The following is a 13,798-nucleotide window of genomic DNA, read 5'->3' on the forward strand; positions in this document are numbered from 1 at the left end:
TTACCGCCCCGAGCCTATCCTTTTAGAGCGATGCCGAACCAAGTCGACAAAGAGCGGGTGAACGACACTGCGAAGCTGATGATGCATCGGCTTATTGCGCGGCGGTTGAGTCATGACCCTTCGCTGATCGAAAGAGCGAAAGTGTCACTTGGCAGGAGTGCGGATCGCTTCGGCAATTACACTTTCGTTCATGACTGGAACGAACTCCTCGAACTTCCGGTGTCCGAAATTCGACATCGGTTGACCTGCCGGGACGAGAAAATGACCCGCCTGCGACTGTCATCCCCGTTCGTGCTGGCGGAGGGCGTCGACTTTGAAGACGAGGCCTTGCGGCGTCGGATCTGGCGGGCGGCGAAGCGCATTGCCGTCAGGTCGACGGAGGACGATCGCACACGCGGTCTGCGGATGACGGCGTGACGAGCGAACGATCTCTTGTCAGAACGATCGAAGACCTCATTGAGACCGTAAAGGCTATCGCGCGGCAATTCCAGACCGACAAGGTCTTCATCATCGGCAGCCAAAGCATCTTATTGTCATGGCCCGATGCGCCGGCGATCATGCGGACGTCCGGAGAAATCGACGCCTACCCCGGAAACGCGAAGATTTGGGAGGTTACCAGGAAGGCAATCGATCCCGATGACGATCCCGAAGCGTCCGAGGAAATCGCCGCCTTGTTTGGTGAAGGATCGACGTTTCATCGCAAGCACGGCTTTTACATCGACGGCGTCGACGAGAACACCGCGCGTCTGCCGGGTGATTGGACAACGAGGGCCATATCTCGTCCGGTTGACGTCGACGGGCGACCCGTCCTTGCCATCACGCCTTGTCCCGAGGATGTGGTCGTCTCAAAGCTCGCCAGACTAGCGGAGAAAGACAAGGAATTTATCGAAGCGTACCACGCGGCTCGGCCGCTCGATCCGAAGCTGATCAAAGATCGAATCAAGGCGACCGATTTGGATGCCGAAATTTCGGAACGGGCGCTTGCCTTCGTCGAGCGACTTGCCAAAGCGGCGAATTGAAGAACGTGCAGCGCCCGCGTGAGCGACAATTCGATCAGCATTCGCTATTTGGGAGTCGCAAGAAAGGTCGCCGCAGTCATCCGCAAACCTTCATGCAACGGCGGGGCGATCTCAAACATCCGCACGCTGTTGCGGAAGTGGAACACGCGCCGAATCCGATAAATCTCGCTCTTTTCCGCAGCAACGTCGACCTCCCGCCTGGTAAGCCAGAATGCCGTTCGCTCGTGACCGCAGGTCGTCTTGATTTCCAGCAACCGCTCCCGGCCGTCGGTTTCAAAAGATCTGACGTCATAACCGTAGCCGTCGCCGTCCAAATCGGAGACCCACCTCACGCCGTCCGCCAAGTCGTCCCGCCCGGCCTGGCGGAGCCGGCCGCGCTCGAATTCCACAACGAACTTTTCGCCAGCCCTGCCCAGATCGCGATTTCGCGCATCCCGTTCGGCGGGATCAAAGTCGCCCACCAAGCGCCGCACTGCGGGTGTGAGAGACGTATCCGATCCGGCAAGAGACGGCGCAGGGACAAGAACATCTCCCCTGCCCGTTGCCGACGGGGTGTTCACGTCTTCAGGATAAAGAAACCGAGGCTCTCGGCGGAGAACACGTTCGACCGCAACCACAAGACTGTCCTGGTAGTGCGCCAGCGGTTTGTAGCCGTTGATCCATTGCACACCCACCTCATCCAGAACGGCGGAGATATTTTGCAGTTTCCGTTCAATCGCCCCTTCTGAGCGACCGACCACCGCCATCAACCGGCGCCGATTTTCAGACTTATTGTAAGGGGCGCCAGCCTTTTCCAAGGCCAGCATTCGGAAATAGCTATCGACGACGGCGGAAACCTCGCTTTCCGTCCATGCCGTACCTCCGATGCGGAAATCTGTGTCGCTCAATCCCCAGCTCCAAACCGCCACAACGTACCAGGCGGCGAGAGCGACGCAAATACCGAAGAGCGACGTCGCGAAAGGTTACGTTTGCGCGAAACCATCGGACCACGGAACAACTCCGGTCTAGGTGATTGCCGCCGTTTCTACGATCGACATCGGCTGTCTCTTTTCATCAGTCATTCCATGACGTTTGATGAGAGACAAAGACCGATAGAGACGAGCGACGAAATATGAAAAAAACCGAAAGGAAATCTGCCGTACCGGAGCCCGGAAAACCGCTCGGGATGCTCGGACGACCGGAAGAGTCAGCCGCAAGAGCGGTTCAGGATGGCAAGCGGACGCGAAATCTTCCATCGCTACTGTCGGGCGCACGCACGATAAGGCGCCCGGAGTTGCATCAGCTTGTTCCATTGGCCGATTCAACGATCTATGAGCTGGAGCAACGCGGAGAATTTCCGCGCCGCTTCTTTATCACGGAGCGTTGCGTGGTCTGGAATCTCGCCGAGGTTGAAGCTTGGCTTGATGCGCGCCGACAGAAGTCGGACGCGCATCAAGCCAAACGGTTGCCGTCAGTCCGTCCCCACAGACGAAGCCGCCGGCAAAGCGGCTCCGTCGAAGGCGACTAACTGCATGTGCGGCGGATAAAGCGCGGGCGTTCGGTTTTTGCCCTCGATCCATGCATCGACAAGATCGGCCCATTCTTGAAGCATGTGGCGGCGCTGCTGCTCGTATTCGGCCTTGTTATAAACACCTCGCGAACTGCGGCTGTCCTCGTGCGCAAGACACTTCTCGATCCAGTCGCTGTTGAATCCCAACTCATTCAGAAGGGTGGAACCGGTGCGGCGCAGATCGTGGACCGTAAACGAATCCAGCGGCAGGCCCTGCTTTTTGGCGAGGGCGACCACCGCCATCGTGATCCGATTAAAGGTCGCGCGCGACATCGGTGCGTCGGCGTCATAGCGGGACGGAAGAATGTACCGCGAATTGCCGGCGCACGTCTTGAGCGCAACGAGAATGTCGAGCGACTGTTGCGAAAGATAGACATTGTGCGGTTTCTTTCGCTTCATACGCTCCTTCGGAATGCTCCAGACCGCCCGCTCGAAGTTGACTTCGTCCCAGACCCCGTCGAGCAGTTCGCTTTTGCGGACCATGGTCAGCAGAATGAATTTCAGTCCGAGCCTGATCGTGGGAAGAGTCGCAACCTGCCCGACCAAGTTGAAGGCGATGCGAATTTCAGACGGCGTGAGCGCGCGGTCTTTCGGTGTGAAGGTTGCGATTGACGAAGGTCCCACCTCGCTGGCCGGGTTGGGCACTTTGATGCCGTGAGCGTTGGCAAAGCCGTAGATCTGTTTGACGATATCTCGAACCAGGACGGCCGTGGCGGGAGCCCCTCGGTCTTTGACCTTCATGCACAGGGCGCGCAGATCGTCCGCAAGGATCTCGGTCAGCAGACGGTTTTTCCACGCCGGCAGAATGTCTCGATTGTAGATTGTCTTGCGCATCGAGCGCGTGCTTTCCGCCATCTGCGCATCCGCAAACCAGCGTTTTCCCACGGCTTCGAAGGTCTCGCTGTCCGACAGCCGGCGCTTCGCCCGCTGCTTTTCGAGGGCCGGCGAATTGCCCTTGGCCACTTCGGCCCGGGCGGCAAGACACTTCTCGCGGGCCTCGGCGAGCGTAATCCCGCCTCTCCCATAGCGCCCGATCGTCAGCGTCTCCCGCCGGCCGTTGAGACGGTAGTCGTAGCGGAAGGTAACCGCCCCAGCAGGCGAGACGACCGCATACATACCGTCACGGTCAGAGACCTTGTACTGTTTTCCCTTTGATTTGAGAGACTTGAGAGCAGCATCCGTCAACATCGGAAAGCCTCCACATTGAGAACAAAATGGGTACATTCCAGACTTTTTACCGTCAGACGATTTACCGTCAATCTTTATTTTTCTGACGATATTGCAATAGCTTGCGGAAAATGATGGTCGGATTGGGGCTGACGGTAGGAGGTGGGCATTGGAATTGACGCCGAAGTCGTACCGTCAGATCGGACGACAGCATAGAGTGATCGCCGTCGACTGCCATCGACCACAAAAAACAGATAATAATATTTGTTTCAGACACTTATAAGAGAAAAGCGACTGTTATCGACAGCCGCTGTCAGACGTGGAATCACTCCCACTCGATTGTTCCCGGCGGCTTGGACGTCACGTCGTAGACCACACGGTTGACGCCGTTGACCTCGTTGATGATGCGGGTAGCCACGCGACCGAGGAAGGCCATGTCGAACGGATAGAAATCCGCCGTCATGCCGTCGGTCGACGTGACGGCACGCAGACCGACAACAAAATCGTAAGTACGGCCGTCGCCCATGACGCCCACCGTCTTCACCGGCAGGATCACCGCGAATGCCTGCCAGATCGTGTCGTAGAGACCGGCCTTGCGGATCTCGTCGATATAGATCGCATCGGCGTTGCGCAGGATGTCGAGCTTCTCGCGCGTGATCTCGCCCGGGCAGCGGATCGCCAGTCCCGGCCCCGGAAAGGGATGCCGCCCGACGAATGCGTCCGGCAGACCGAGCTCGCGGCCAAGCGCGCGCACTTCGTCCTTGAACAGTTCGCGCAGCGGTTCGACCAGCTTCATGTTCATGCGTGCCGGCAGGCCGCCGACATTATGATGCGACTTGATCGTCACCGACGGTCCGCCGGTGAATGATACGCTCTCGATCACGTCGGGATAGAGCGTGCCCTGCGCAAGAAATTCCGCGCCGCCGAGTTTCTTCGCTTCGGCTTCGAACACGTCGATGAACAACTTGCCGATTGTCTTGCGCTTGACCTCGGGATCGGTGACGCCGGCAAGCGCGCCGAGAAACATATCGGACGCGTTCACGTGAACAAGCGGGATGTTGTAGTGGTCGCGGAACAGCGACACGACCTGCTCCGCTTCGCCCTTGCGCAGCAGTCCGTGATCGACGAACACGCAGGTGAGCTGCGAGCCGATCGCTTCGTGGATCAGCACCGCCACCACCGATGAATCGACACCGCCGGACAGGCCGCAAATCACCTTGCCGTTGCCGACCTGCGCGCGGATATTGTCGATAGCCTCCTCGCGGAATGCCCGCATCGTCCAGTCGCCTTTCGCGCCGACGATCTTGCGGACAAAGTTGCGCAGCAGCGCCGCGCCCTGCGGCGTGTGCATCACCTCCAGATGAAACTGAGTGGCGTAGAAGCGCCGCGTATCGTCGGCGATCATCGCCAGCGGCGCGTTCTCGGAAACGCCGAGCACGCGAAAACCGGGCGGCAGTTGCGTGACGCGGTCGCCGTGGCTCATCCAGACCGGATAACGCCCGCCCTTCTGCCAGACGCCCTCGAGCAGCGGGCTCGCATCGTCGGTCACCTCAAGTTCGGCGCGACCGAACTCGCGATGATGTCCGCCTTCGACCTTGCCGCCAAGCTGATGCGCCATCGCCTGCTCGCCGTAGCAGATGCCGAGCACCGGCACGCCGGCAGTGAAAATCTCCGGCGGTGCCAGCGGCGCATTGTCGGCATGCACCGAGGCAGGGCCGCCCGAGAGAATGACGCCTGAGGGTTTCATCCGGGCGAAAGCCTCCGCCGCCTTCTGAAACGGCACGATCTCGCTATAGACCTTCTCCTCCCGCACCCGCCGGGCGATCAGTTGCGTGACCTGAGACCCGAAGTCGACGATGAGAATTTTATCGTGATCGCTCATGTTAACGCCTAATCCTGATGCCGGAGGATCGAAACGAAGAAGCCGTCGGTGCCCGTCCGCCGCGGCGTCATCAGCAGCCCTTCTCCACTAAGCAGCGCGGCAGTCCGGAATGCCGGTGCGGCGTCGCCTAACGCCGCGATGACGGAGGCGGGTGGAAGCACCGAGAAGGCATGATGACGGCCGAGAAAGGCGCGGATCTGCGCGCCGTTCTCCTCTTCCAGCACCGAGCAGGTGATATAAGCGATGCGCCCGCCCGGCCTCAGCGAGGTGACGGCGCGGTCGAGCACCTCGGCCTGCTGGCGCAGCCGTTGCTCCAGTGCGCCGGGCCGCATGCGCCATTTGGCGTCGGGGTTGCGACGCCAGGCGCCGGTGCCGGAGCATGGCGCATCGATCAGCACCAGATCGCAGCGCCCGGCCAGTGCGGTCAGTTCGTTGCCGTCGCGGCGCGGCGCGATCACCTGCACATTGCGTGCGCCGGCCCGCTCGAGCCGCTCGTAGATCGGCGCGAGCCGCCGCTTGTCGCTGTCGGTCGCGTAGAGCTGCCCCTTGCCCTGCATCGACGCGGCCAGAGCAAGCGTTTTCCCGCCGGCGCCGGCGCACAGATCGAGCACCTGCTCGCCGGGCTGCACGCCGGCAAACAGCGCCGCGAGCTGCGAGCCTTCGTCCTGCACCTCGATTGCGCCTTTGATGAAGGCGGCTTCCGCGTGAATGCCGGGGTTTCTCGCATCCGGCGGCAGCACGATGCGCAAACCCGTCGGCGACCACGGCGTCTCCACTGCCGCGAGATCGGAAAGCGCCGCCTGCGCCTCGGCACGCGTCGCCTTCAGCGTATTGACACGCAGATCGAGCGGCGCGCGCGACGCCAGCGCCGCCCCCTCCTGCGCGCGCAGATCGCCAAAGCTCGCCTGCATCTGCGGGTCGAGCCATTCCGGATAATCGCCGGCAATCCATGCGGGCATGCCGCCGGCTGTTTCATGGTCGAGCCGGCGATGCTCCTCGTCGCTCAGCGGTGCCGGTGCGTGGCGTGAACCGTCGGCGAGCGCGGCAATGGCTTGCGTCGACAGTGCACGCTCGCGCCGCAACATGCCGAGCACGATCGCACGCGGCGTCGCCGCATCCATCAGGAAAGCGCTGGAGGCTTTCCGGCGCAGCGTATCGTAGACCAGCCCGGCGATCGCGGCGCGGTCGCCCGATCCGGCAAACCGGTGCGCCCTGCCCCACTCCTTCAGCGCATCGGCCGCTGGAATCCGATTCTGTTCGATCGCTCCGAAAATTTCGATGGCGGCGGCGAGCCGCGCGGCGGGTGTCATCGTTGTCTCACGGCAGGCCGAGCATGATCTTCACGATGAAGATCAGCCACATGATGGCGATGACCAGAACGCCGATGCCGAAGAATCCGCCGCGAGCGCGCAGATTGTTGCTCGTGACATGCACCAAGGCATGTACCAGCCGCGACGCTACGAAAATCCAAGCGAGCACCACGAACAGCAGATCGGCGTGGCGGGTGACAAGCGCCAGGATCGTCAGCACATAGAACAGCACCGGAACTTCGAACTGGTTCTGGAAGGCATAGCCGATCTGCAGCGTCCGCGTCGGCCAGTTGGGTTGCCGCAAGGCCACCTGCTCCGGCCGGATCTCGCCGCGGACCAGCGGCTTCATGCGCGCGCCGGCCAGCATGAAGCCCAGCACCAATGTCAGCACCACCTGAACGAACAGCGGAAGCAGGATGCTGGCAACCGACATGATCAGCCTACAGCCGGCTCGGATAGTTCGGGCTTTCGCGGGTGATCACCACGTCGTGGACATGGCTCTCGCGCAGTCCGGCATTGGAGATACGCACGAACTCGGCCTTCTTATGCAGATCCTCGATCGTGCGGGCGCCGACATAGCCCATGGCGGCGCGCAGGCCGCCGGACAGTTGATGCAGCACGGTCGCGGCGGCGCCCTTGTAAGGCACCTGCCCTTCGATGCCTTCCGGCACCAGCTTCAGCGTATCCTTGATGTCCTGCTGGAAATAGCGGTCGGCGGAGCCGCGCGACATCGCCGAGACCGAGCCCATGCCGCGATAGCTTTTGTAGGAACGGCCCTGATAGAGAAACACCTCGCCGGGTGTTTCGTCGGTGCCGGCGAGCAGCGAGCCGACCATCGCACAGTCGGCGCCGGCGGCGAGCGCCTTGGCGAGATCGCCGGAATATTTGATGCCGCCGTCGGCGATCACCGGGATGTCCTGCTTCTTCGCCGCCTCGACGCTGTCCATGATGGCGGTGAGTTGCGGCACGCCGACACCGGCAACGATGCGCGTCGTGCAGATGGAGCCGGGGCCGATACCGACCTTGATGGCGTCCGCGCCGGCGTCGATCAGCGCCTGCGTCCCTTCCGTGGTGGCGACATTGCCGGCCACCACCTGCACCGAATTCGACAATCTCTTGATCCGGTTGACGGCGGCCAGCACATGCTCGGAATGGCCATGCGCCGTATCGACAACGACGAGATCGACGCCCGCCGCAATCAGCGCTTCGGTGCGTGCAAAGCCCTTGTCGCCGACCGTCGTCGCGGCCGCGACGCGCAGTCGCCCCTGCTCGTCCTTGCAGGCATTGGGATTGGCAACTGCTTTCTCGATATCCTTGACCGTGATCAGGCCGACGCAGCGGTACTGGTCGTCGACGACCAGCAACTTCTCGATCCGGTGCTGATGCAGGAGCCGCTTGGCCTCCTCCTGCTCGACCGCTTCCCGCACGGTGATCAGGCGATCCTTGGTCATCAGTTCGGAGACCTTCTGCCGCGGGTCGCGGGCAAACCGCACGTCGCGGTTGGTCAGGATGCCGACCAGCTTCGCCGGGCCGCTATGATGCGTGTGCTCCACCACCGGAATGCCGGAAATGTGGTGATCCGCCATCAACTTCAGTGCATCGGCAAGTGTCGCGTCGGGATGGATGGTCAGCGGGTTCACCACCATGCCCGATTCGAATTTCTTCACTTGCCGGACCTGGGCCGCCTGATCCTCGGGCTCCATGTTGCGATGCAGGACGCCGATCCCACCCGCCTGCGCCATGGCGATGGCCATTCGCGCCTCGGTGACGGTATCCATGGCCGAGGCCAGGATCGGCATATTGACCGCGATCGACCTGGTGATGCGCGAGCGGATATCGACATCCGAGGGCATCACGTCCGACAGGCCCGGCTTCAGCAGCACGTCGTCGAACGTAAAGGCTTCGCGAGGGGCATCGATTGGAAAGCGCGGCATCGCCAACTCCGTTACCCGGGGCCATCGGATACCCGAATGCCAAAGGTGCGACAGGAACCTTAGGGGTTATACGACAACCCCGCGGGGAGCGAACCCCGCCGGCAAAACGGGCCCGTTCCGGGCCTGCTTTTGGATTGGCGCTGGTCGTTATCACGCCGCAGGCACGATTCCTAGAGCACGGACGGGAAAAGTGTGCAGCCGCTTCCCGCAAAGAACGGCGCCCACAATATCCTGACGCGGAGAGACGATTCGGGGCTCCGTCGCCCTGTTTTCTGGGGTGAAGCAGCTCCCTGCCCCGTTCGCCTAGCGGATGGCTCACCTGCTTCAGCGCGGCTTTTCAACGGCAGACGGCGGCCTTAAGAGCAGGGCAACAAGCGACCTGCGGACTCTGCCGCCCTTTGCGGCAACAAGCCCATCACCTGCGCTCCGCCATCGGGGCGTCTTGCCGAAAAGGTCTCTGTTCGCCGATGGCCCTCCCCCCGAACCGCCTCGTACCGCTGATCGTCGCCGTTGCCTTGTTCATGGAGAACATGGACTCGACGATCATCGCCACCTCTCTGCCGGCCATTGCCGACGACATCGGGACCAACCCGCTGGCGCTGAAGCTGGCGATCACCTCATACCTGCTGTCACTCGCCGTCTTTATTCCGGCGAGCGGCTGGGTCGCGGACCGCTTCGGAACGCGCACCGTATTCCGGACGGCGATCGCGGTCTTCATGATCGGTTCGCTCGGCTGCGCATTTTCCGGCTCGCTTACCGATTTCGTGATCGCCCGCATCGTTCAGGGCATGGGCGGCGCGATGATGACGCCGGTCGGCCGGATGGTGCTGGTGCGCACCATCAGCAAGCGCGAACTGGTCGGCGCAATGGCCTGGGTCAGCGTCCCGGCCTTGATCGGGCCGGTTATCGGGCCCCCGGTCGGCGGTTTCCTGACGACCTATGCGACGTGGCACTGGATTTTCATCATCAATATCCCGATCGGGCTGATCGGGATCGTCCTGGTCACGCGCTATATCGAGAATATCCGCGCCCCGGAGCCGGCGCGGTTCGATCTCGTCGGCATGGTGATCGCGAGTCTCGGCATCGCCGGGGTGGCCTTCGGCTTCTCGGTGCTCGGGCTGAATTTCCTGCCCTGGACGGTGTCGGTGGGTCTGATCGCCGGAGGCGCCGTCGCGATCGTGCTCTACGTCTGGTACAGCCGGCGCATCCCGAACCCGGTGATCGACCTCTCGCTGCTGCGGCTGCCTACCTTCCGCGCCAGCATTGGCGGCGGCTTCCTCTTCCGCCTCGGCATGGGCTCGCTGTCGTTCCTGTTGCCGCTGCTGCTGCAGATCGGCTTCGGGATGACGCCTTTTCGATCTGGCCTCATCACCTTTGCGACCGCGCTGGGCGCCATCACGATGAAGCTCGGCGTCGCGCGCGTGCTGCGGCAGTTCGGTTTCCGTGCCGTACTCGTTATCAATGCACTGATCAGCGCCGCATTTCTCGCCATCTGCTCTCTGTTCACCATCGCCACGCCAGTGGCAGTGATCTTCGGATTGCTGGCGATCGGCGGCTTCTTCCGGTCGCTGCAATTCACATGCATCAACACCATAGCCTTCGCAGAGGTGGAACCGGAGCGGGTCGGCCGCGCGACCGCACTGATGAGCGTGGCGCAGCAATTATCGATCTCGACCGGCGTCGCGCTCGGCGCGCTGATCGTGGAGACGTCGGTGCATCTCAAGCTGGAACCGACCATCGGCGCCGACGATTTCGCGCTCGCATTTCTCATCACGGCGGCGATATCCGCCTGTGCCGCACTGATTTTCGCGCAACTGCCGAAAGATGCAGGTGCGGAACTCGCCAACCGGAACCCGTAACAGGGCCATCGGACTGGTCAGCGGTAAAGCGCGGTGCTTCTATGGACTTCGCGAATCTATGCGCGAATCCAGTACGCGAATCCCTGCGGGAGACGGAGACATCGATATGCGCGGCAGGTCCGGCAGACTTTGGCGGCGGACGTTCGGCGGCATGGCCGCAGCGCTGCTGGTCGTGGCCGCGACGATTCACCCGGTGCGTGCAGAACCCGCAACGACAGCCGGCGACCAACAGCGTCTCGCCGAATACGACGCCACGCTGGCGCGCAATCCGGACGATCGCGCTGCCCTGATCGCCCGCGCTAGGCTGCGAACCCGCACCGGCAACATCAACGGCGCAATCGCCGATTACGGCCGCGCCGTGGCGCTGCGGCCCGAGGCCGCGTTGTATCGCCAGCGCGCCGCATTGCTGCTGCTGCGGACCGACTATCGCATGGCGATCAACGATCTCGACCAGGCGATCCGGCTTGATCCGGACGACGGTGCCGCCCTGCTGCTGCGCGGACAGGCGCGCGAGACCCTGGGTGCCCGGCAGGGCGCCCTCGCCGATTATCGAAAGGCGCTGACGCACGATCCGCGGAATGCCGAGGCGCACTCGGCGGCATCCCGTCTCGCGGCAATCCTGCCACAACAGCCGTCGGAGCAGCCCGACATCACCGGCTCGGTGCCTCCGGCAGGCGTCCAGCCGACCAAACCGGATATCGCGCCGCCGGTGCGCAGCGACACTGCGGGGCTACCCCCGGCGGCCATAACGCCGCAGCAGGATACGCCCCTGCGGATCGTGCGCGGCGGCGTCGCCAGCGAAATGATCGCCAGCAGCGGCTTGGAACCCGGTATCTATCATCTGCCGGACGCTCCGGATCCGGAGACGGCGCCGCCGCAGAGCGAGTCATCCACGCAGGGCGGGGTCGCCCCACCACCCAGGCCGAGGCAGCATGCCGCCCGGAGCGCCAAGCCGACAAAGCCTCCGCTGCGCCGCGAAGCCCGCAACCGGACGCCAGGCTTCAACGATGCTTTCGGCGGAATCGGCCGACGTTAAGATAAGGCTGTGTCTCAGCCGTCCGCAGGCGGTGCGTCGCCGCGGAAGCCGGTCGCCAGCAGATAGAGTTCGGCCGAATCCGAGCGGCTCGCCGCCGGCTTGACGTGCCGCACGATAGCGAAATCCCGTTTCAGCGCGCTCAGCAAGGCCCCTTCGGTGCCACCCTGAAACACCTTGGCGAGAAACGCGCCTCCGGGCGCCAGCACCTGGCGGGCGAATTCCGCCGCCATCTCGACCAATCCAACGATCTTGAGATGGTCAGTGCGTCGATGGCCCGTAGTATTCGCCGCCATGTCGGACAGCACGATGTCGGCAGGCCCGTCGAGCATCGCCTTCAGACGCTCCGGCGCATCGTCGTCGGTGAAATCCATCTGAACGAACTCGACGCCTTCGAGCGGGTCGATATCGAGCAGGTCGATGGCAACCACACGCCCCTTCGGCCCGACGCGCTTAGCAGCGACCTGGCTCCACCCGCCGGGCGCGGCGCCAAGATCGACCACCCGCGCGCCCGGTCTGAGCACGCGGTATTTATCGTCGATCTCCGTCAGCTTGAACGCGGCGCGCGAACGCAGCCCCTCGCGCTTGGCGCGCGCGACATAAGGATCGTTGAGCTGGCGTTCGAGCCAGAGTTTCGACGACAGCGACCGCTTGTTGCCGGTTTTCACCCTGACCTTCAGCGAACGCGTGCCGCGTCCGCTGCCGGTCCCTTTCCCGCCGACACTCACGGCGAGGCAGCCCGGCTACCGTTCCATACACCGTCGGCGCGCATCAGGTCGACCAGCATGCCCTCTCGCAATCCACGATCGGCAACACGCAGCCGCCGGCAGGGAAACGCACGGCAAATGGCTTCCAGAATGGCGCAGCCGGCGAGCACCAGGTCGGCGCGCTCACGCCCGATACAGGGGCTGGCGATACGCTCCGCATAGCTCATCGACAGCAGCTTGCGCCCGACGACCCGCGCCTCCTCGGCGCTCATCCAGCAGCCATCGACGCGGCGACGCTCATACCGTTCAAGCGCGAGGTGAACGCCGGCGATCGTCGTCACCGTGCCGGAGGTGCCAAGCAGGTGCACAGCGCTGCGCCCGTTACCGAGATCGCGGCCGTGATCGGCCGCAAACGGCGCGATAATTGCGAGGACTTCCTCGACCATCGCCTCGTAGGTTGTTGGGGTCACGTCCCGGCCACCGTAACGTTCGGCCAGCGTCACGACGCCATGCGGCATGGAAATCCAGCCGTCGATCTGCGGCGGGGGCGGCCCGCCGCGCGCGGCACCGGGAGAACCGAGACGCACAAGTTCGGACGATCCGCCGCCGATGTCGAACAATACGACCCCGCTCGCATGCGGATCGATCAGCGGCGTACAGCCGATCGCCGCCAGCCGCGCCTCCGTCTCACGCTCGACGATCTCCAGCGTCAAACCGACTTCATTGGCGATCCGTTCGCGGAACGCCGCGCCGTTCTCCGCCGTGCGGCAGGCCTCGGTGGCAATCAGGCGCGCCCGCGTGACGCCGCGGTTCGTCATCTTGTCCCGACAGATCGTCAACGCCTCGATCGCGCGGGCGATCGCCGCATCGCTCAGGCGGCCGGAATGCGAGACGCCTTCCCCCAGTCTGATAATGCGCGAAAACGCATCGATCACCCGGAATCCGCCGCCAGTCGGCCGCGCAACCAGCAAACGACAGTTGTTGGTGCCGAGATCGAGCGCGGCATAGGTTGCGACGCCACCGTCAGCCCCATGGTGGTGCGGACGGCTGTGCGGGCGGCGCGAGGCTGACCCGTTCCCGTGCGGCCGCTCACGCGACGCCGCCGGGCCGAGGCCAGGAATAGCCTGGACCCCCACTCCCATCTCGATCTTTTAACCTTCCTGGATGCCGGCAACGGCGGCATCCGGCCGCGCGTGGCGACAAACCTGTACCATCATCGTTAAAAGTTTAGCAGGGGCCGGCGGAGACGCAACCAAGCTGTTCATCCGCGGCTACGGCGAGCAACCCGAACGGCTCTCCGCTCAGAGCTGCCTTGTCGCCGACACAGCGCTCCGATAT

At 63.2% G+C, this 13,798-nt stretch carries 13 protein-coding genes; 5 read left to right on the plus strand and 8 right to left on the minus strand.

The genetic code is table 11. The features are described from left to right. Window positions 1–57: 57 nt before the first annotated feature. Together VNZ93_RS04100 and VNZ93_RS04105 are read left to right on the plus strand one after the other, a co-directional pair. Window positions 58–417, plus strand: a complete 360-nt coding sequence (locus VNZ93_RS04100) for a hypothetical protein (protein WP_325700437.1) — start codon at window positions 58–60, stop codon at window positions 415–417. After that, a complete protein-coding gene (locus VNZ93_RS04105; protein ID WP_325700440.1) occupies window positions 414–1,019 on the plus strand; it encodes a DUF6036 family nucleotidyltransferase in 606 nt (201 codons plus the stop codon). The genes VNZ93_RS04100 and VNZ93_RS04105 overlap by 4 nt, the downstream gene beginning before the upstream one ends. A 44-nt stretch (window positions 1,020–1,063) precedes the next feature. On the opposite strand, the gene VNZ93_RS04110 is transcribed toward VNZ93_RS04105, so the two are convergent. After that, window positions 1,064–1,906 carry a DUF3883 domain-containing protein gene (locus tag VNZ93_RS04110; protein WP_325700443.1) on the minus strand — a complete coding sequence of 281 codons (843 nt, stop codon included), beginning with the start codon at window positions 1,904–1,906 and terminating at the stop codon, window positions 1,064–1,066. Window positions 1,907–2,184: 278 nt separating this feature from the next. Between VNZ93_RS04110 and VNZ93_RS04115 the strand changes: the two genes are divergently transcribed. Further along, entirely contained in the window at window positions 2,185–2,526 is a 342-nt protein-coding gene (locus VNZ93_RS04115) for a helix-turn-helix transcriptional regulator (protein ID WP_414709980.1), read from the plus strand. On the opposite strand, the gene VNZ93_RS04120 is transcribed toward VNZ93_RS04115, so the two are convergent. From VNZ93_RS04120 to guaB, 5 genes are all read right to left on the minus strand, one after another. Beyond that, entirely contained in the window at window positions 2,470–3,756 is a 1,287-nt protein-coding gene (locus VNZ93_RS04120; protein WP_325700446.1) for a tyrosine-type recombinase/integrase, read from the minus strand. The two genes, VNZ93_RS04115 and VNZ93_RS04120, sit on opposite strands and share 57 nt — an antisense overlap. A gap of 304 nt (window positions 3,757–4,060) precedes the next feature. Further along, window positions 4,061–5,617 (minus strand): glutamine-hydrolyzing GMP synthase, encoded by a 1,557-nt coding sequence (gene guaA / locus VNZ93_RS04125; protein ID WP_325700449.1) that lies wholly within the window; start codon window positions 5,615–5,617, stop codon window positions 4,061–4,063. Between the two features lie 8 nt (window positions 5,618–5,625). After that, window positions 5,626–6,927 carry an RsmB/NOP family class I SAM-dependent RNA methyltransferase gene (locus VNZ93_RS04130; RefSeq protein WP_325700452.1) on the minus strand — a complete coding sequence of 434 codons (1,302 nt, stop codon included), beginning with the start codon at window positions 6,925–6,927 and terminating at the stop codon, window positions 5,626–5,628. A 7-nt stretch (window positions 6,928–6,934) separates the two neighbouring features. Beyond that, complete coding sequence (locus tag VNZ93_RS04135) at window positions 6,935–7,360, minus strand: MAPEG family protein (protein ID WP_325700455.1); 426 nt, start codon at window positions 7,358–7,360, stop codon at window positions 6,935–6,937. A 7-nt stretch (window positions 7,361–7,367) separates the two neighbouring features. Then, a complete protein-coding gene (guaB, locus tag VNZ93_RS04140) occupies window positions 7,368–8,861 on the minus strand; it encodes an IMP dehydrogenase (protein ID WP_325700457.1) in 1,494 nt (497 codons plus the stop codon). A 467-nt stretch (window positions 8,862–9,328) separates the two neighbouring features. Between guaB and VNZ93_RS04145 the strand changes: the two genes are divergently transcribed. Continuing rightward, entirely contained in the window at window positions 9,329–10,720 is a 1,392-nt protein-coding gene (locus VNZ93_RS04145; RefSeq protein ID WP_325700459.1) for an MFS transporter, read from the plus strand. Window positions 10,721–10,826: 106 nt separating this feature from the next. Further along, window positions 10,827–11,756 carry a tetratricopeptide repeat protein gene (locus VNZ93_RS04150; RefSeq protein WP_325700462.1) on the plus strand — a complete coding sequence of 310 codons (930 nt, stop codon included), beginning with the start codon at window positions 10,827–10,829 and terminating at the stop codon, window positions 11,754–11,756. Between the two features lie 14 nt (window positions 11,757–11,770). Here VNZ93_RS04150 and VNZ93_RS04155 read toward each other — a convergent pair whose 3' ends face one another. Then, window positions 11,771–12,421, minus strand: a complete 651-nt coding sequence (locus VNZ93_RS04155) for an RlmE family RNA methyltransferase (protein WP_325700465.1) — start codon at window positions 12,419–12,421, stop codon at window positions 11,771–11,773. Window positions 12,422–12,477: 56 nt separating this feature from the next. Then, on the minus strand, window positions 12,478–13,602 hold the full coding sequence (locus VNZ93_RS04160) for a Ppx/GppA phosphatase family protein (protein WP_414709974.1): 1,125 nt from the start codon (window positions 13,600–13,602) through the stop codon (window positions 12,478–12,480). Between the last annotated feature and the right edge of the window lie 196 nt (window positions 13,603–13,798).

The organism is Pseudorhodoplanes sp. (assembly GCF_035565795.1).
Classification (GTDB): Bacteria; Pseudomonadota; Alphaproteobacteria; order Rhizobiales; family Xanthobacteraceae; genus Pseudorhodoplanes.